The 18,311-nt window shown below is 58.0% G+C and carries 17 protein-coding genes and 3 pseudogenes; 15 read left to right on the top strand and 5 right to left on the bottom strand.

Annotated features, from left to right (window positions below):
• Positions 1–428 (top strand): annotated as a pseudogene (locus FY112_RS09775) (hypothetical protein); the annotation flags it as partial.
• A 46-nt stretch (positions 429–474) separates the two neighbouring features.
• Here FY112_RS09775 and FY112_RS09770 read toward each other — a convergent pair.
• The 3 genes from FY112_RS09770 to FY112_RS09760 all read right to left on the bottom strand — a co-directional run bounded on the left by FY112_RS09770 (position 475) and on the right by FY112_RS09760 (position 2,401).
• Positions 475–918, bottom strand: coding sequence for an SRPBCC family protein (locus FY112_RS09770; RefSeq protein ID WP_025395108.1), 444 nt, complete (start codon positions 916–918; stop codon positions 475–477).
• 218 nt (positions 919–1,136) lie between these two features.
• The gene (locus tag FY112_RS09765; protein ID WP_246700641.1) at positions 1,137–1,511 is read right to left on the bottom strand and encodes a GFA family protein; all 375 of its coding nucleotides are present in this window, start codon (positions 1,509–1,511) and stop codon (positions 1,137–1,139) included.
• Between the two features lie 197 nt (positions 1,512–1,708).
• The gene (locus FY112_RS09760) at positions 1,709–2,401 is read right to left on the bottom strand and encodes a type 1 glutamine amidotransferase domain-containing protein (protein WP_017961064.1); all 693 of its coding nucleotides are present in this window, start codon (positions 2,399–2,401) and stop codon (positions 1,709–1,711) included.
• Between the two features lie 256 nt (positions 2,402–2,657).
• Between FY112_RS09760 and FY112_RS38555 the strand changes: the two are divergent.
• Both FY112_RS38555 and FY112_RS09750 read left to right on the top strand, forming a co-directional pair.
• Positions 2,658–2,831: pseudogene (locus tag FY112_RS38555) on the top strand (TetR/AcrR family transcriptional regulator C-terminal domain-containing protein); the annotation flags it as partial.
• A gap of 231 nt (positions 2,832–3,062) precedes the next feature.
• On the top strand, positions 3,063–3,575 hold the full coding sequence (locus tag FY112_RS09750) for a DUF4168 domain-containing protein (protein WP_151518285.1): 513 nt from the start codon (positions 3,063–3,065) through the stop codon (positions 3,573–3,575).
• A 183-nt stretch (positions 3,576–3,758) separates the two neighbouring features.
• Here the strand turns inward: FY112_RS09750 and FY112_RS09745 are convergent, their stop codons facing one another.
• Complete coding sequence (locus FY112_RS09745; protein ID WP_003541014.1) at positions 3,759–4,145, bottom strand: ectoine synthase; 387 nt, start codon at positions 4,143–4,145, stop codon at positions 3,759–3,761.
• Positions 4,146–4,274: 129 nt separating this feature from the next.
• Between FY112_RS09745 and FY112_RS09740 the strand changes: the two genes are divergently transcribed.
• The 9 genes from FY112_RS09740 to FY112_RS09700 all read left to right on the top strand — a co-directional run bounded on the left by FY112_RS09740 (position 4,275) and on the right by FY112_RS09700 (position 13,678).
• On the top strand, positions 4,275–5,153 hold the full coding sequence (locus FY112_RS09740) for a LysR substrate-binding domain-containing protein (protein WP_151518284.1): 879 nt from the start codon (positions 4,275–4,277) through the stop codon (positions 5,151–5,153).
• 224 nt (positions 5,154–5,377) lie between these two features.
• The gene (locus FY112_RS09735; RefSeq protein WP_131709427.1) at positions 5,378–7,033 is read left to right on the top strand and encodes a bifunctional diguanylate cyclase/phosphodiesterase; all 1,656 of its coding nucleotides are present in this window, start codon (positions 5,378–5,380) and stop codon (positions 7,031–7,033) included.
• A 74-nt stretch (positions 7,034–7,107) separates the two neighbouring features.
• Positions 7,108–7,617, top strand: a complete 510-nt coding sequence (locus FY112_RS09730; protein WP_151518283.1) for a hypothetical protein — start codon at positions 7,108–7,110, stop codon at positions 7,615–7,617.
• Entirely contained in the window at positions 7,614–8,786 is a 1,173-nt protein-coding gene (locus tag FY112_RS09725; protein ID WP_151518282.1) for a class I SAM-dependent methyltransferase, read from the top strand. The genes FY112_RS09730 and FY112_RS09725 overlap by 4 nt, the downstream gene beginning before the upstream one ends.
• Positions 8,786–11,146 (top strand): SpoIIE family protein phosphatase, encoded by a 2,361-nt coding sequence (locus tag FY112_RS09720; protein WP_032992153.1) that lies wholly within the window; start codon positions 8,786–8,788, stop codon positions 11,144–11,146. The genes FY112_RS09725 and FY112_RS09720 overlap by 1 nt, the downstream gene beginning before the upstream one ends.
• Positions 11,147–11,149: 3 nt before the next feature.
• Complete coding sequence (locus FY112_RS09715) at positions 11,150–11,710, top strand: hypothetical protein (RefSeq protein WP_017961072.1); 561 nt, start codon at positions 11,150–11,152, stop codon at positions 11,708–11,710.
• A 7-nt stretch (positions 11,711–11,717) separates the two neighbouring features.
• Positions 11,718–12,056 (top strand): hypothetical protein, encoded by a 339-nt coding sequence (locus FY112_RS09710; RefSeq protein WP_017961073.1) that lies wholly within the window; start codon positions 11,718–11,720, stop codon positions 12,054–12,056.
• A gap of 351 nt (positions 12,057–12,407) precedes the next feature.
• Positions 12,408–12,803, top strand: a complete 396-nt coding sequence (locus FY112_RS09705; RefSeq protein WP_246700640.1) for a lysozyme inhibitor LprI family protein — start codon at positions 12,408–12,410, stop codon at positions 12,801–12,803.
• A 224-nt stretch (positions 12,804–13,027) separates the two neighbouring features.
• Positions 13,028–13,678, top strand: a complete 651-nt coding sequence (locus FY112_RS09700; protein WP_017961075.1) for a hypothetical protein — start codon at positions 13,028–13,030, stop codon at positions 13,676–13,678.
• A gap of 332 nt (positions 13,679–14,010) precedes the next feature.
• Here the strand turns inward: FY112_RS09700 and FY112_RS09695 are convergent, their stop codons facing one another.
• The gene (locus FY112_RS09695) at positions 14,011–14,940 is read right to left on the bottom strand and encodes an AraC family transcriptional regulator (protein ID WP_131620367.1); all 930 of its coding nucleotides are present in this window, start codon (positions 14,938–14,940) and stop codon (positions 14,011–14,013) included.
• Between the two features lie 108 nt (positions 14,941–15,048).
• On the opposite strand from FY112_RS09695, the gene FY112_RS09690 reads away from it, so the two are divergent.
• The 3 genes and pseudogenes from FY112_RS09690 to FY112_RS09675 all read left to right on the top strand — a co-directional run.
• Positions 15,049–15,996: a zinc-binding alcohol dehydrogenase family protein gene (locus tag FY112_RS09690; RefSeq protein WP_151518281.1), complete on the top strand. Its 948-nt coding sequence runs from the start codon at positions 15,049–15,051 to the stop codon at positions 15,994–15,996.
• Positions 15,997–16,291: 295 nt separating this feature from the next.
• Complete coding sequence (locus FY112_RS09685) at positions 16,292–18,067, top strand: adenylate/guanylate cyclase domain-containing protein (protein ID WP_131620365.1); 1,776 nt, start codon at positions 16,292–16,294, stop codon at positions 18,065–18,067.
• A 168-nt stretch (positions 18,068–18,235) separates the two neighbouring features.
• Positions 18,236–18,311: pseudogene (locus FY112_RS09675) on the top strand (GNAT family N-acetyltransferase); the annotation flags it as partial.

Here is an 18,311-nt window from a genome sequence, read left to right as displayed (position 1 = left end):
AGCTGACACTTGCCACCGACGGGCTGTCGACCCCTTGGGCCGGCATATCCGCGCCGGAAAACGGCGTCGAATGCGAGCTTTTCATGGAATTCGACGCCGCGACACTGGATGCGGCCGGGATCGAAAACTGGGCGAACCTGTTGATCAACATCGGAGACCTCGTGGCAGACGGTTATCGCGTCGCCCGCGATGTCGAAAAGCACGGCGCCATCCTGTTCTGCCGGTTGACCGAGGATTACCGCCCGATGACCCGCATCACGCTGAGCCGCGACCCCGAGCGCATCGACGGCCTGCCTTTCGGCTCCGTGCCGCTGATCCGGGCAACGCCGATCGCGGAAACCGAAATCGAAGGGCAGGATCTTTCCGACGACTGGGGCGCTGCGGCCGCCCGCAACGCCCTGGCCAAACGCGGCATGAGGATTGATTGATGTCGCCGAGGCCGGAAGATTGCCGTCCGGCCGGCGCGGTCCTGCGCTATTCCTGGATGTCGGGTTCGACGACCCTGGCGAGGTTTCGCAGCGACTCCTGCCAGCCGAGATAACAAGCCTCGGGCGGAATGACGTCAGGCACGCCTGCCTGCACGATATCCACCTCGGTGCCGACCGAAACCTTCTTCAGCGTCACGGTGACTTCCATTTCGCCGGGCAGGTTGGGGTCCTCGAATTTGTCGGTGTAGCGCAAGCGTTCGCCGGGGACGAGCTCGAGATATTCGCCGCCGAAGGCGTGGCTATTGCCCGTCGTAAAGTTGCGGAAGGACATTCTGAAGGTGCCGCCGACAACCGGCTCCGAATGATGCACGGTGCAGAGGAAGCCGTTCGGCGGAAGCCACTTGGCAAGCGCGTCCGCCTCCAGGAATGCGCGATAGACTTTCTCCGGGCTGGTCGCCAGAACGCGGTGCAGGCGTATGGTACTCGGCATGGTCATGATCCTTTTGAATGGACGGAATGGACGAACCTAGGACGGGTAAGGCTTGGCCGATCCGACACCGGATCGAACTTTTCTTCAAGAAAAATTGCTTAAAGCATGTCGCGCAAAAGTGTGCCGCGGTCTTGCGACAACGATATGCGTGGAAACAAAGACCTAAAGCGCAAGGAGCGAATCTGAAAGATTGTGACGCGCTTTAGGGGTATTGCCGCTCAACCAGGCATGCCATCGAACTGCGGAAGATCGAGCGGCCTTGCCCAGGCCAGCCGGCGCTTGATGAACATTTCGACCCCCGGCTTGATCAGTTCGGGCCGGTCCAGGCTGCCGAGCGTCACGAAGACGAGGCCCGGGAAGCTCTCCAGGTTGCTGCTGAACAATCGGGCGCCGCAATCGGGGCAAAAGTTGCGGTCGAGCCCCTTGCCTGAATCGGCGATGTAATGAAACGCCTTCGGACCGCCGCTGATCACGGTGAAATCTTCCTGCGGCACGTCGAAGAACGTGGCGGCCTCGCCGCCCGTCGCCCTCTTGCAGTCCAGACAATGGCAGTTGGCGACAAAGTTCGGGTCGGTGTCGAAGGCAAATCTCACTGCGCCGCAGGCGCATTGCCCGTATATTTCCTGGTCATCTTACGTGCCTCCTACCCCGTGTTCGAACGTTTGCTATTGGCTCTGGCTCGCCGCCGTGCGCAGACGTCGTCGAGACGCGCCTTCGGCCGGGGTTGGCACAAGCCGAATGAGGAAATCTCGACCTCCCCGGGAGCAATCGTTCCCAAGGGCTGAAGCGCTTAAGCCGCGGCCTGCTTTCTCAAGGCATCAAGCAGCGTTCGGGCGCCCTGCCTTGATGAGGCGGGGTTTTGGCCGGTGATCAGCAGGCCATCCTGGACGACATGCACGCCCCAATCCGCCGTCTTCGAAAACTTTGCGCCCTGCTCTTTCAGCACGTCCTCGAGCAGGTAAGGAACGACTTCGACCAGGTGCATGGCCTCTTCTTCGGAATCGCTGAACCCGGTGACTGCCCGGCCCTTGGCTATAGGCTTTCCATCCGGCGCCTTCACATTCGTCAGGATTCCCGGTGCGTGGCAGACGAGTGCCACAGGTTTTCCCGCCGCGAGCATATCCTCGATGAGCGACAGCGCATTGCGGTCGTTCGTCAGGTCCCAGAGTGGGCCGTGCCCACCGGGGAAGAACACGCTGTCATAGTCCGCCTGCTTGATTTCGGACAGCCTCAGGGTGTTGGCGAGCGCAGCCGTTGCCGCCTGGTCTCGCTCGAACCGTCGCGTGTCTTCCGTCTGGAATGCTGGCTCATTGCTCTTCGGATCGAGCGGAGGCTGGCCGCCTTTCGGCGAAGCGAGCGTGATCTCGACCCCGGCGCCACGGAAAACAAAGTAAGGGGCGGCGAGCTCCTCGAGCCAGAAGCCCGTCTTCCTGCCGGTGTTTCCCAGTTGATCATGCGATGTGAGAACCATGAGAATTTTCATTGCTCAGCTCCTTCCAGCCGGCCGGCGGACAACGCCGTCGGCACCCGGATTTACGGTGAAATACTGCCTGCAGATCTCATGCTGAAACGGGAAGGGAGATAGAGCGGCTGCGCTGCGAAACAAGCTCTCCCGCGCGGTGTTTGCTGGAATTGCTTTCGCCGAAGCCGAACCAGACAAACGGAGGTCGCCCGCGACATCCGTTCCCTCGGCTGAGCCGACAGACGTCTCAAGGGCATTTGAAAAGCCTGACCGGCTTTCCGATGCAACGGTGGCCGCATCACAGTTCAACTGGCTGGTGATGGCCGATCCCGTCAACCGGGTGATGATGCTGGGCGATGAGGCCATTCCGACGAAGCAGGAGATTCACCGCCACGCCGAGGCGGCCGTCGCCACGTTCCTGGCGGCATTTCTGCATCCAGATAAGCGATAACGCCACCGAAGGTCCGGGTATCACAGCGGCAATGACTTGAATTTTCCGCACGTGCCAACAGGCCGGCGGTCACAAAGCCGCCGCTCAATCGTCAGCAAATCGCCCCGTTACCGCCGCATCGTGCCCTCTTAAAGGTTCCATCGTCGCGACCTCGCCAGGCCTTTGAGGGCTGAGCGATCGACCGAGGCGGTCTTGCTGCCGATCAAATCATGCACTTGAAGAGGAACGAATATGAACACTCGCTACACATCTGTCGCAACACTGAGCGCGGCAGTCTTCACTCTGCTTGCTTTCAGCCCGGCATCCGCCGTCGACATGGCCCAGGCGCAACAGCAGCCGGCACAAGCGCAGCCCCCGGCACAGGCGCAGCCGCCGATGCAGGGACAGCCCGGCGGCAGCGGTGCGGCCGCCCCCGTCAGCGATCAGAAAATCGAAGCCTTCGCCGTTGCCTATCTGCAGGTCGACAAGGTGAGACAGGAATATTCGGCCAAGATCGGCGCGACCAAGGACGAGGCTGCCAAGCAACAGCTGCAGGAGGAGGCCAAGAAGCAGATGGTCGATACCGTCCAAGCTTCTCCCGACATCTCCGTCGAAGAGTACTCGTCGATCCTGACGGCGGCGCAGAGCGACCCGGCTCTGGCCAAGAAGGTACTGGAAAAGATCGGCACGCCGCCGCCGGGCCAGCAGCAGCCACAGCAGGGCCAGCAGCAGCCACAGCAGGGCCAGCAGCAGCCGCAGCAATAGGCTGCGCGCTGCGCTTAAGTCGCCACGAATAGGCAGCGGATGTCTTGTCGTTCGCGCCGGCAGCAGTGCCCGCCATTTGCCGGGCCCTGCTTTCCACCTAAATCTGAATCCTGTTCTACATTGTATAGCTAGAGCATGATGTCGTCCGAAAACCGCTCACACTTTTCGGCATCATGCTCTGGTTCAGTATTGCGACCCGCTCTTATTGTTCAGGTCGTGCCGTTCGGTGCCCGTCAGCGGCGGGTTGAAGATGCTGACGAGAACGAGATCCTGATCCTTGCCGCCGCGCAGATAATGCCGGTCGTGCTTGTCGAGCACGTAGATATCACCGGCGCGAATCGGAAAGACATTGCCGTCCATATCCTCCACTTCGCCCTCGCCCTTGATGCAATAGCATGCCTCCAGGTGATTGCGGTATTGAAGCAAGGCCTCGCTGTTGGCGCGAACGACGGTATGGCACACCGTAAAGCCCATGCCGTCGTCTTTGGTCAGCAAGCGGTGGCTCGTGCCGTTGCCCCAGTCGACGAAACGCTCGGTGAGCTCCACCTCCTTCAGATTTCTGACGAACATCGTCGATACCCCGATAATTTATTGAAGATGCAGCGATGATACATTTTCATCGCTTACGACAATTAGCTATTGAAATGGCTGGAATTTTCAAATGATGATTCCTGCGTCATCTGTTAGGAAATTTTACACATGCAGTTGCCGCCGCTGAATGCCTTGCGCGCTTTCGAAGCCACGGCTCGCCTGATGAGCCTTTCGAAAGCGGGCGACGAGCTGCACGTCACCCATGCGGCGATCAGCCATCAGATCAAGCATCTGGAGACCTGGCTCGGCCGCAAGCTGTTGCAGAAGTCTGGCCGCGGTGTTGCGCTGACCGCGGCCGGCAGCGAATATTACCGGGCCGTCTCCGGATCGCTGGCGGCGATTGCGCATGCGACCGGCAACATGCGGCGCGATCACGACATGCGGGCCATCACCGTCGGCTGCATTCCTTCGATCGCATCTCGCTGGCTCGTCCCGGCCCTGCCCTCCTTCCAGGACAGCGACCCCGATCTCGACGTCAGGATCGTCTATGCGCGCGCCGAAGAACGCTTCGAAGACGAGAGCCTGGACGTGCTGATCACCTTGGGCGAGGATCTGAGTGGCGGCAGGGAAAGCCGCCTGCTCTTCTCCCGCCGCAACCAGCCCGTCGCCAGTCGCCATTACCTTGCCAAACGCAACTGGACGATCGACGACGTCTCGCTCGCCGGCGCCGACCTGCTGCACGACGAATCCGTCGACGGCTGGAAGGAATGGTTCCGCAAGGCCGGCCAGAAAGCGCCGGAGCCGCTTCGAGGCCCGATATTCCAGGATTTCAACATGCTGGCGACGGCCGTGATCGCCGGCCACGGCGTGGCGCTCTGCCCCGTCGAGGTGTTCCGCCGGGAGATCGAACGCGGCGATCTGTTGGTGCTTTCCGGCATCGCGACGGCAGAGAGCCAGGGCTACTACGTCATATCGAACTGCTGGGCGAAAAGGCCGGTCCGCCGCTTTATCGACTGGTTCATGACGGAGTGCGGATCGGGCGCGTGAGATCCCCTGCCCGCAGCTCATCGAAGGGTCGCCGCCGAGACGATGGATGCAAAATGGGTCGCGCTAATAAAGACGTGGCATAAGCCCATCCGTGAGCGAGTTGGGCAGAAGTTGGGGATTGTTAATCAGAAATGCCTAATGTAGATCTTGGCGTGCACAAGTTGTGCAGGAGCTGATTTGCTACAATATCTGGTTATGACATGCGACCGGAGAGGGCCTCGGACATGCGGAAAATTCGTGCGGACCCCTCGGCGCTCGGACAAACAGAGGCAAAAGCTTCGAGCTCGATCGACCGGCTTTTGTTCTTTGATCGCGATTTCAATCCCGTCGAGAATCTGCTGGGCAATGAGCTGCCTGCAACTGTCAAACCAGCAGCGTCGTTTTGGGAGCATTTTCCGGAATTGGACAAATCGGCGATTACACTCGCTCTCCGTTCATTGGGTGACAGTGCCCAGCCTTTGCGAATATCGGGCGATCTTGGCACGCCAGCGTCGCACGGACTGACGATCTATCAGATCGGAGATCTGTTTGCCGTGGTTCGGTCCGAGGAATCTATCGACGATGAGCGCGCAACCCTTTTGCATCTGGCCACCCACGATCCGCTAACCGGACTGCCGAACCGACGCCAGTTCAGCGAGGACCTCGCTGTATTGCTACGGGAGACCGCAGGCTCGAACGAGACTCTGTCCCTGATGCAACTCGATCTTGACGATTTCAAACCCGTCAACGACACGCTTGGGCATCCGGCCGGCGACAAGCTTCTTCAGCTCGCTGCAAACCGCATTCAAGGGTGCCTTTCCAAGGACGACAGAGCCTATCGACTGGCGGGTGACGAATTCACCGTCATATCAAGGGGCCCAGGACATCCCGCCAAAGGACACCGGCTAGCAGAAGCCTTGGTTGATGCATTCAAAAATCCCTTCACGATAGATGGCATCGCGCTATTTGTCGGTGCCAGCATCGGCATATCTGCTGCTCCACCGGACGGTACAACTCCGGAGCAGCTGATGAAGGCGTCCGACGTCGCACTCTACGCCGCGAAAAAGGACGGGCGCGGTCGCGCAAGACCGTTTGATCCCTCAATGCTTGAGTTGCTGGAACAACGCGAACTGCTGCGCCGCAGCCTTCGCATGGCCCTGGTCCAAGAACAATTCTCTATTGAGTACCAACCCATCGCCGAGGGCGGCAGCATTGTCGGCTTCGAAGCATTGCTGAGATGGCACCATCCCCTCCTTGGAAAAATCCCGCCAACGGCATTTATTCCGATGGCCGAGGCCGATGGAATGATGCCGGAAATAGGTGCATGGGTTTTGGAGCAGGCGTGTCGCGAGGCAATGAAATGGCCGCAGAACTACATCGTCGCGGTCAATTTGTCCGCGGCTGAATTCTTGACAAGCGGCCTCACTGATCGGGTATCCCAAACGCTAGACTTGATCGGGTTGCCGCCAGACCGTCTGGAGCTTGAGATAACCGAAAGCGTGCTGCTTGAGCGGACCGTCAACAATATCGACACCCTGAATACTCTCAACGTGCTAGGGATACGAATCTCGCTTGATGATTTCGGGACCGAATATTCTTCGCTCAGCTATCTGAAGACATTCCCTTTCGACACGATCAAAATCGACAAATACTTTATCACCGACCTCGAAAGCGATCTGAAAGGCCAGGCAATCGTCCGCTGCATCGTTAACCTCGCACATGACCTCGACATGCAGGTGACAGCCGAAGGGGTTGAGACGCCGGGTCAGGCGGAATGGTTGCGCAGTGTGGGCTGCGACAGACTTCAAGGCTATTTGATTAGCAGGCCGCTTCCGGTCCAGGCGATTGGCGAGTTCATCACCCGGGCGGAAGCATCCGTAAGCCCCGCGCTACCACAGTGAACAACCGATTTTCGCCGTGCCTTTAGAGATCGCAGCATCAACCTGACGCCCCAGGTAAAAGAAGGGAGGGTGTATTGGAACAGGAAGCAGCTAGCTTCGATGACCATGCATTTGCGCCGATGGTATCGCTGGAACTGAACGTTGCGATGTTCAAGTCCCGATGGCAGTTTTGCGACAAGATTACGGAATATCTCTCAGACATTCTCGGCCAAGGACACAGCGATCCCGCTCGATATTCCAATTTTCTTTCCGTCGCGACGAACGAGCTCATCGAACTTGCTTTCCGTTCGACGAGCGAGCCGGGAAGGATCAGTTTCAGTCTCTACCGGAATGCGACATTCAATCGGCTGAGAATTACGTTTCCGTGCGAGGAAGCATCTAGCCGAGAGCACACGAGTGCGAGAGCAAGCGAACACCAGCCTGTCCGCCGCGCCGGCTCTGGATACGTGGTGATGAAATCCGACGGGACGGTTTTACTTAGTGATTTGGCAGCAATATTCCGCGCCACGATCCGAATTGAGAAAGACGGCAGACAAGGGATTCAAATCATTGCGGATTTCCCCTCGACCGAGGACTTCCAATGAGCCTGCTTCCCCTACCCTTCACTGTTCATTTTGATCCGACAAATCAGGAGCTGTTGCTGTCTGGCAAGATGCGGCCTGAAAGCGCCGCTGAAATTGCCGATACCCTCAAGCTGGTGCAGCAAAGTTTGGAAAAATACAGCGGGGTCGTTTACGTCAATGTCAAACGTCTGACGCACATCAACATGACTGCCTTCGCGGCCCTGGCCGATATACTCGCGGCAAGTTGCCGGATCAGACCGGAACGGAAGATCGTCATCATTACGTCGAGCGTGGTGGCATGGTCGACGTCGTTATTCCAAACACTGGCGGCATCACAACTAAGCCTGTCGGTTGAAGTCTACGATTCGGCATTTTATCCGGGCCAGAGCTTTGTCGAGGATGAGACTTTCATTCCCATTCTGCGTACCCAGACGAAAATGACATGGAGGCACGAACGCGAACTGTTGCCTCGCCACGGCCTGCGCAGCGGTCTTGTCATCGCAGATATCTGTTGCGGAATTGGTGATTTCGCCGCCCTGGTTCAACGGGAATTTAAACCGGCACGCCTTGTCGCGCTGGATCATTCCGTGCGCAGCCTCGAATATGCTCGCAGGGTCGCTGCCGATTTCGATCTGCAGGGAATCGAGTACACGTATGGTGACGCGTCGCAAATGCTGCTGCGAGACAATCAATTCGACTTTGTCACCTGCCGACATTCACTGCAGATTTTCAACCGTCCCGAGATGCTGCTCAGGGAGCTTTACCGCATCTGTAAACCTGGCGGCCGCGTCTACATCACGAACGAAAAAAATTCGCATTGTCTGGGCGAGCCACATGCTGAATCCATAAAATGGACTTACGAGGAAGTCGCCAAACTGTTCAAGCACTTCGACATGGATGTCGAGATGGGGCCGAAAAGCCGCCATCTCCTCACCGACGCGGGTTTCGATAGCATCAAGGTCGATTGCTTTGTGGTCACGAACCTTGACGGGGATCCCCAAGACTTCGCAGACATCATCGAAGCTTGGGAAAATGTCTACGCGGGTGAGATGGCCGTTCGGCGGGGTGACTCATCGGATTTCATTCGCAGGTTCCGGCAGGGATTCAAAGATCATGTCTTTGCTGCTCTTCACCCCAAGGGTTATGCAGGCTGGCCGATCTGGGCAGCTTCCGGCCGAAAGCCACTGTGATGGACAGAAGCTCATCGAAAAGACCGGCAAGACTAGGTTCATTTCGGGCAAAGTTCATCTTGGTTGTCGGTGGAGCTGTCCTCTTTGATCTGCTGGTCAGCGGCGGACTAGCACTTTGGAATGTTCAGAGGCTGTCGCGCGACGCCACCCTCGAAGTCGGACAGGGTCTGGAAGCAGCAAGCCAGGAATACATCCGCACATATGCCGATTCCACCGCAGCCCAGGTGAGTTTGCTCCTGCGGCAGGTTCATAGCGACGTCGGCACCTTGGCAGGTGTGCTCCAGGCGCAAATCGACGATCCCGAGCGTAATTCCGATGTCGGCGCGGCGATCGCGCGCACATCGCCTGGCAGCGTCAGCCTTGTTTACGACGAGAAGGGAAAATGGTCTCAGAACCTGCCCGGCTCCGCTTCGGTTGTGAGCGTCTGGGGTTACTTGCTCGGACCTGACCATCGGCCGAAACCCGACATCCAGCGCGATCTAGAGACGAGCGCGGTTCTCGACATCGTTGCGCCGAGCCTGCTGCAGCACGGCGCTTCCAAGCTGCAAATGTACTACATCGGACCGAAAGAACGGCCAATCTTCAGGACGGCGCCCTACACCGACCAGGCTCAGACCTTCGATCGCCTTTATTCGGGGCACAACGAAGCCGATTTCTGGGACTTCTTTTTCCCCGGGCTTTACGAGTCCTGGCAGAGCTGGGCCAAGGACGCGAAAACGCGGCCGGTCGCCGACGATATCACGCAGACCGCTCCATATACCGATGCCATTACCGGAAAGCTGATCGTCAGTTTCTTTCATCCATTGTGGACAGCCGACCGGCAGGATGTCGCCGGGACGGCTGGCGCGGACATCACACTCGACCAGCTCGCGCAGATTGTTGAGAATGTGAAAGTGGCCCAGTCCGGCTTTGGATTTCTCGCAATGTCCGACGGAAACGTTGTGGCGATCAACAGCACAGGAGAAAAAACCCTCGGTCTGCGTTCTGCGAGCGATGCGAGCGGAGCCGGCGCCTTGACCGGCCTGGAGCGCTCCCTGAAGGGAAGCTCCCAGCCTGCCATCGCCAAACTGGCTCTTGACCGAGAACAGGGCATTCAGCACCTGCTGTTGCAGCAGGACGGCAACGAGGTCCCCTATATCGCTATCGTCAAGAAACTGCCGGCGACCAATCTCTGGGTCAGTGGCCCGGCTCGGCAAGAGGCGATGTTGCTGGGGGTGGTTGTGCCTGAACGAGAAATCCAGGCCTCCCTCTATGCGGCCCAAGCCAAAATTTCGGAAGCTACCAACCGGATTGTGCTCTACCAAATCCTGGCGATCCTAATGTCACTGCTTGTTGTGGCTATAGCAGTAATTGCGGCTTCGAAACGAATAACGAGCGGAATCAGTGCACTTGCAGATGCCGCCAAACGGATTCAGGCGAAGGATTATTCGGTCAGGGTGGCAATAACAAGCAAGGATGAGGTCGGCGAGGCTGGTGAAGCATTCAATCGGATGGCCGAACAGATCAGCTATCACACGGAAAATCTCGAGCAGCTTGTCGAAGAGCGAACAGCTCAAATCGAAGATGCAAAGGAAGAGATTTCGACCCTGAACGCACAGCTCCAGCGAGAAAATCGACGTCTCGGAACGGAACTCGCCGTCGCCGAGAGGATCCAGCTCATGGTTCTTCCGCTGCACCAGGAGCTTGAGGAATTTCAGGCCCTTGAGATCGCGGCCTATATGAGACCTGCAGAAGAAGTCGGCGGCGACTATTACGACGTATTGAAGAGCGGAAATCGGTTGAAGATTGGCATCGGCGACGTCACCGGACACGGGCTCGAAAGCGGCGTGCTGATGTTGATGGTTCAGTCCGTCGCCCGCGCCCTGCAGGAAGCAGGAAATACCGACGCAGTCAAATTTCTCACAGACCTGAACAGCGCCCTGTTTAAAAATATAGTGAGGACCAAAATCGATAAGCATCTCACTCTGGCGTTTCTTGACTACGACGGCAAAGAGATGATCCTGTCGGGACAACACGAGGAAGTTGTCGTCGTGCGGGCGAACGGCGAGGTCGAGCGCATAGACACCCTGGATCTGGGTATACCGATCGGGCTGGAAGCCGATATTTCTGCCTTCATTAAAACCCGGGAAATAACCTTCGAGACGGGCGACCTCATACTCCTGCATACGGACGGCGTAACAGAAGCCGAAAACGACGCTGGAGAACTCTTTGGCATCGAACGTCTGTGCCGCGAAGCACTGCGCTTGAAGGACCAGAGCGCTGAGAAAGTCGTCTCCGGAATTGTAGCGACATTAATGCTCTTCATCGGATCGCAGAAGATTTACGACGACATCACGCTTCTCGCAGTGCGACATAGGTGAGACATGACGCCAACGGTATATGGTATCGAATCTCTGGCGGGCATAAGCTTGGATTCAAGCACGCGTCTCACGTTAAGCGACGGACCGCTTCAGCTTGGATGGAAGCACTCAGGAATGACTTCCGATTTTATAGCGGAAGTCATGGCTCTGCGGTATTCACGTTCGAGAAAAGACTATGTGCAGGCGCATCATGACATCGGATATCTCAGCAATGAGCTGATCGAAAATGCCGTCAAGTTTCGACAGCCTGGGGAGATCCTCATTGAAGCCGGCATATTCGACGGTACTTTTTTAATAAGGGTCAAGAACACGATCGATGGCGTGACATCTTCTCGCTTTCAGCAACTGCTGCATCGCCTTCAATCGAGGGACCCCGGGGAACTTCTTCTTGAGCAAATCGAAACCAATGCCATATCGGCAGAAAGCGGTTCGGGCTTGGGATTGCTGACCCTTCTGAGCGATTACGATGCAAAAATGGCATGGGCATTCGAAGGGAACGATAACCAGCGTATCATACTGACGACGACTGCAGCCGTGGCGATGCCGCCCTCCTCCAATCTGTGAGCGAAGAATGGAAATCAGCGACGAAAACTTCCGCGTATGGGCTGAGAAAAACGAGGTCTATTTCGATGGCGTATTCCGGCTGGCGGGACCGGACGCCTATGCGCCCATTTACTCATTGATATCAGGATTGCTCCATGAGGGGCACAAACAGGTGACATTCAACCTGACGGGTCTCGAGTTCCTCAACTCCTCTGGCATAAATCTCCTGGCCAAGCTGACGATTGAAGCCAGAAAGATGGGCGACCTCCTGCTCGTCGTCAAAGGCACCAGCCAATATCCTTGGCAAGCGAAATCGCTGCCGAATCTCAAGAAGTTACACCCGCTTGTCGATTTGCGCCTGGCGTGACTCTCTATTGAATGCCATTTGACGCTCTCGCAAAACCCAGCGAGGCGTCCTGCATCAAGTCGACATGTTTTCGATAACAGGCCCGCGGCTCCCGGATCGGCGAGCTGTTTCCAGTTATGCCAAGGTATGGCCGAGATAGCTTACCGAAAATGGACTGCCAGCCTGGAATGTATCGTGCTCGCTCAGCAAGGCGTACCCAAGGTAATGAAACCGTCACCAACCCATGGAAAATGAATGGTGAGATGACGTCGACTTGATGGCAGGGAGCAGAAATGGGGTTAATGCCAGCAACGGGGCATGCGGTGTTTGGATATCCATTCAATCGGAAAGAGGTCCATTATGAGAGCTTTGTTGCTGTCCGTCACTTTGGTCCTGACGACGTCAACGTTCGCATTTGCAGATGATAACTGCGGCGATAAGACAAATCAGTCAGACATGAACATCTGCGCTGCTGAATCCCTGAAGAAGTCGGATGCGGAGATGAACAAGGTCTACAAGGAGATCGAAGGTCGGCTGAAGGATGATGCCGACACCACCAAGCTTCTCGTAGCGACCCAGAAGGCATGGATTGCATTCCGTGATGCCGAGTGCAATTTTCAAAGCTCGACCGTCCAGGGTGGCACCGCCTATCCGTTCGTCAACAGTTCGTGCCACGACGGCCTGACTCAAAGCCGCACGGAAGCGCTCAAGGTTTACCTGAAGTGCAATGACGGGGACCTGGACTGCCCGGTCCCGGGGGGAAATTAAACATCTGAAATATCGAAGTTACGCCTCGGCTCCTCGGTCTCCCGCCTTCCCGTCCCGTCGACCGTTCCGACCAGGAATCGTTAAGTATACGAAGCCGTCTAAGACCATTGCCGGGGCCGACATCGGACCTCGGTCCGATGTGCAACGCGCGATCACCGTCTAACCTCTCGTATCTGTTCAAGCCGTGCATCTGCACCGCGCTTGACCCGACTTGGAGGAAAACAATGCGGATAGCAACCCTAGCGTCCTTGGCCGCGCTTTCGCTGGCTCTTGCAGCAAGCCCGGCAACGATTGCCGGAATGGACATGACCGCACAAGCAAAGAGCGGTGGAAACGGTGGCGGCAACGGTGGCGGCAACGGTGGGGGCAATGGCGGCGGTCACGGCGGCAGTGGAAACAGCGGCAACCATGGCAGCAGCAGCCAAGGTAGCGGTTCAACCCATGGCAAATCGCAAGGCGCGAAAGGCAAGTCCACTGAGGCGGTAAGCAAGTCCAAGTCCGACAAGGCGGACGAGAAAAAAGTCAGCACCAAAGAAAAGAACCTGTCGGCGCAACTTGCGGGCCTGAACTCCTTGAAGCGAAACTACAAGGCGTTGATGCATACGTCGGACCCGCGCATGACCGCCATCGCCGCCTATGCCATGGCTTATGCCCAGTATGAGCTCGACAACGGAATCGAGCCTGCGGCCGATGACCCTCTGTTGGGGGATGAGGCGCTGGAGGACGCATTGGCTTCCGCAACGAAAACCGGTGAAGTCAGTCCCGCGGTTCTGAGCCAGGCCAAAACCATTCTCGGGGTTGGCGACGCAAACGGGAAGATCGATCAAATTCGCACCTCGCTGGAGAACGCCGCGCCGGCGACATCAGACGAATAGCCGCGAATTCAGGTGCGAGCAGTGTGGAGCTGACAAGTATAGCTCCGCACTAAATTACGAGAGCATTTCCGTTTTGTTTGAGTACGGGAATGCTCTTTTTTTGCATATTTTCGAACACAGACCGCTGCGCCAGCGAGCGAGGGGCGATAAGGACGCCTCCGCCAAGTCGCTGTTCTTTGGAGCCATCGACAGGCTTGTCGACTGGACGCGGTTCCGGTTGAACTTGTAAGCGGTGCGCCACCTGTAGCTGGACAAAGAATCCTGAATTCGGTGTGAAGGACCAGCAGCCTTGCTAGGCATGGCAACGATGCGCCGAAAGGAGACGTCGCAGGTCACTGATCACTGTTCACATCCTGTTTTTGACTTCGCCCATATCGGCGGGGTGACTGTCCCATGATCCGCTTGAACGCCGTGCTAAAGGCATGCTCAGACGAATATCCCAGCGACAGCGAAATTTCGGCCATTGTCTCCTCGCCCTGTACCAGTTTCGTTCCTGCCGACATCATTCTCCAGCGGGCAAGGTAGGAGATCGGCGTTTCGCCGACGCGCCTTCGAAAGTACTGGGCGAAGCTCGTGCGGGACATCCCCGCCTTACGGGCGAGCTCTTCCAGTGTCCAGGCGTGCGAAGGATCTGAATGCATCGCCTTTATGGATTGCGCAAGTCTGGGGTCCGCCAGCGCGGTGAACCAGCCCACCCCTCCCGGTGAACTCTCGAGGAACAGGCGCAGCGCCTGGGCAAGCATCATGTGAGAAAGGTTCTGCGCCACCTGAAATGCGCCGGGCCTCGCATCGCGCAGTTCCTCCATCATGAGTTCGATATAGAGTCGGAGCTTGGTCCTGTCTTGCGTCGACTCGACATGGATAAAGGGAGGCAATGCCTGAAGCATGACTTCCGCGTGTCGGCCATTCACTTCGAAGCGGCTGCCTACCAGGAAGACGTCGCCGCCGCCATTGAAGGTCACCACTTCTCCGCTGCGGTCGGGATCGAGGGTTTGGCTCGCGAGTTCCGGCTCTGCTTCGAGATCGCTTGCGATCAGAGCCGGGCGTCCCGTCGGAAGGACGAAGCAATCGCCCGCCTTGAGAAAGACCGGTCCGTCGCTCTCTTCCATCGACAGCCAGCATCCGCCCTTCACGACTGCATAGCACTTTATGCGTCCTGCGAGATCGTCCAATATGAGCGCCCACGATCCTCCCGCATCGAAGCCCGCGGTTATGTAGCTTTTCGGCTTCAGCAGAGCCAGCATTTCGGACAGCGGATCCATGCGGCACCTTGAACGATCACGAACAAAAAGCGGACTTTTACAGATAGATCGTGCAGGCGAGCATGTCTACAAGGTGGCATCGATCTGTTGATACGGAGAACAAATTAAATGAAGGCTGCAGTTGTGAATTCCTTCGGCGTCTCGCCATCCTTCCAAGACTTCCGCGAACCGGAAGCAGGAGAAGACGAGATCGTGGTGACCGTCGATGCGGCAGCTCTTAGCCCCATCGTCAAAAGCTTGGCTTCCGGCCGACATTATGCAAGCGGCACCACCGCAGGGTTCGTTCCAGGGGTCGATGGCGTCGGGACCGACGCGGATGGACGAAGGGTCTACTTCCTCTTTCCGAAGGCCCCTTTCGGCTCCATGGCAGAGAAGTCTCTTGTAGCCAAGACCATGACTGCACCTGTGCCGGATAAGCTTGCCAGCGACCATGCCGCCGCCATCGTAACGGGAGCGCTTGCCTCCTGGATTGCTTTCTCACGCAGGGCCAAACTTCAGAAGGGTGAGACGGTCCTCATCCTTGGGGCGACTGGAGCTTCGGGCAGCATGGCAGTCCAGACTGCCAGCCACTTCGGCGCAAGCAGGGTCGTGGCAGTCGGGCGAAACGCAGCGAAGCTCGATCGCCTTGACGCCGATGTGAAGGTCGTTCTCGACGACGACGCCGATACAGTTCTGCGGGGTCAGTTCGATCGCGGTGTCGATGTCGTTCTCGACTTCGTATGGGGCGACCCAGCCGCCCGCGTATTGAAAGCGGCAACCAGGGATCGTGGTTCAAGAATGGGGGAACCGCGTCTTCGATACGTCCAGCTTGGCACGGTGGCCGGCGATGAAATTGCCATCCGGGGAGATATGTTGCGCAGCACTGGCCTTGAGATAATCGGAAGCGGTATTGGCAGCGTGGCTGTCACAGACCTCGTTGCTGGGGCCGGGGAGCTTCTGGCGGTTGCACTACAAGCAGGTTTCGAGATGCAATTCACGAGCCTGCCACTGGACGCCGTCAAAGAGGCATGGAGCGGCGATGCCGGCATCCGCCATATACTGATGCCTCGGCTATGATCTCTGCTTTCCATCTTGAACGAACGATTTCGGGCCGAGAGAGGACTGGCGGCTTCGAGACTCGAATCGTCAGAAGCGGATATTCAGGCTCCTTGGGGCATCGACGTGATCTGACCCTGAGCGGGCTTTCGGAGTAACTGCGTCAAACGGACGACCGCCGATAAAACAGGCATTGCCCGGATCTGCACGGCGGCTCGCCCACATGATACATCGCCCAAGATCGCTCCGAATAGAAGCGAAAAGTTCCGTCTTGCCCACTGTCTTCCTGCTATAGTGGAGAAGAGGAGACGGCTCAATGGGCGAGAATCGCAAGCTGGCCGCAATTCTGGCCGCCGACGTGGTCGGATACAGCAGGCTCGCAAGCGCGGACGAAGATCGTATTCTGGCGAGGTTGCGGGCACTGCGTAGCGACCTGATCGATCCAACTATAGCTGTGCACAACGGGCGCGTGATCAAGCGCACAGGCGATGGGGCATTGGTCGAATTCCGCAGCGTAGTGGACGCCGTCCGCTGCGCCGTCGAGGTGCAGAATGCCATGGTCGAACGCAATGCCGGCGTGCCCCAAGACCGCCGTATTGAGTTCCGAATCGGCATCCATTTGGGGGATGTGGTCGAGGAAAGCGACGGTGACCTGATGGGCGACGGCGTCAATATCGCGTCGCGCCTGGAGGGCGTCGCAGCGCCGGGCGCAATTTGCCTGTCGGAAGATGCCTATCGCCAAGTCAAGGCGAGGCTCGATCTCTCCGTCACCGATCTCGGCAGCACACAGCTCAAGAACATCGCCGAGCCGATTCGGATCTATTCGCTCCAGGTCGGCGTCGCCGCACTGGCAAAGTCAACAGTGACCGCCTACGCCGCCGCTGGTCGCGTGCCGGCCGCATCGCCGCCGGCGCTGTCGATTGCCGTGCTGCCCTTCGCCAACATGAGCGGTGATGCCGAGCAAGAATACTTCGCCGATGGCATCTCCGAAGACATCATCACGGCTCTGTCGAAACTGTCGCAGCTGTTCGTCATCGCCCGCAACTCGTCGTTCACCTTCAAGGGCAGGAACGTGAACGTCGAAGAGGTGGGCCGCGGCCTTGGCGTGCGCTACGTGCTGGAGGGCAGTGTCCGCAAATCCGGCAGCAGGGTGCGGATCACCGCACAGCTGATCGACGCGACATCAGGCGGCCATCTGTGGGCGGAGCGTTTCGATCGCGACCTGACCGACATCTTTGCCGTGCAGGACGACGTAACACAGCAGATTGTCGGCGCGCTCGCGCTCAACCTGAGAGAGGGCGACCAGCAGCGGCTGGCTGCGGAGCAAACCGAGAGCCTGGAAGCGTATGACTGCTTCCTTCGGGGCCGTGAACACATGTGGAGGTTGACGAGAGAGCAAAACACGCTGGGCCGGGAACTGTTGCAACGCGCCATCGAGCTTGACCCGAAATTCGTTCCGGCCTACGCGTTCCTCGCCGTCACACATGGGCTGGCCTACATGAACCAGTGGAGCCAATCGCCCTCGAAATCGCTTGAACAGGCGATTGAGGCTGCCACGCGGGCGGTGGCGCTCGACGATCAATATCCCTACGCACATTGGGCGCTGGGCGTCGTCAAACTGCACTCGCGACAGCACGACGTGGCCATCGCCGAGGCCGAACGCGTGATCGCGCTTGCTCCCAATTTTGTCGAGGGGTACGAGAATCTCGGCAACGCACTGCACTATGCCGGAAGGTCGGCCGAGGCGCTCGCCTATTTCGAACGGGCAATGGCCCTGAACCCCTATTACCCGGACCTGTTCCTGCACTTCTACGCGCAGGCGATGTTTCAGCTAGGCAGGTACGAGGAGGCCGTCGTCATCCTGAAGCGGCGGCTCGTCCGTAATCCAGACACAGACGTCTCGCGAGTGCTGCTGGCGGCGAGCTATGGTCACTTGGGGCGCTTCGAGGAGGCGCGCGGTGAGTGGGCGGAAGTGTTCCGAATCAATCCCGATTATTCCCTGGAGCACAGGCGCAAAGTACTGCCCTACAAGAACCCTGCCGATTTCGAACGCATTGTGGACGGCCTGCGGCAGGCTGGCCTGACTAGCTGATTGTTTTGCCGCCAGCGGCAATAGGCCCTACCAGCTTCCCGGAGCGACGGGTGCAAACTCAACCGAGGCTAAAGCGGTTAACTTGTGCCCACCAATCATCAGCGAAACCCCGATGCTCAAAACACTCGGCATGAAGAGCGTTGACCTCAGCGTTCTTGAACGCTCCTCGCACTCGCACGGTGCGATCGCGATCACGCGCCAGCCTATTTGGAATCCTCGAACCCGCGCAACATTCCGTTCTACC

The organism is Rhizobium sp. PEPV16, assembly GCF_008919455.1.
GTDB lineage: Bacteria > Pseudomonadota > Alphaproteobacteria > Rhizobiales > Rhizobiaceae > Rhizobium > Rhizobium leguminosarum_Q.
The sequence above is the reverse complement of the archived record's forward strand: the minus strand, read 5'-3'. Positions and strand labels throughout refer to the sequence as shown.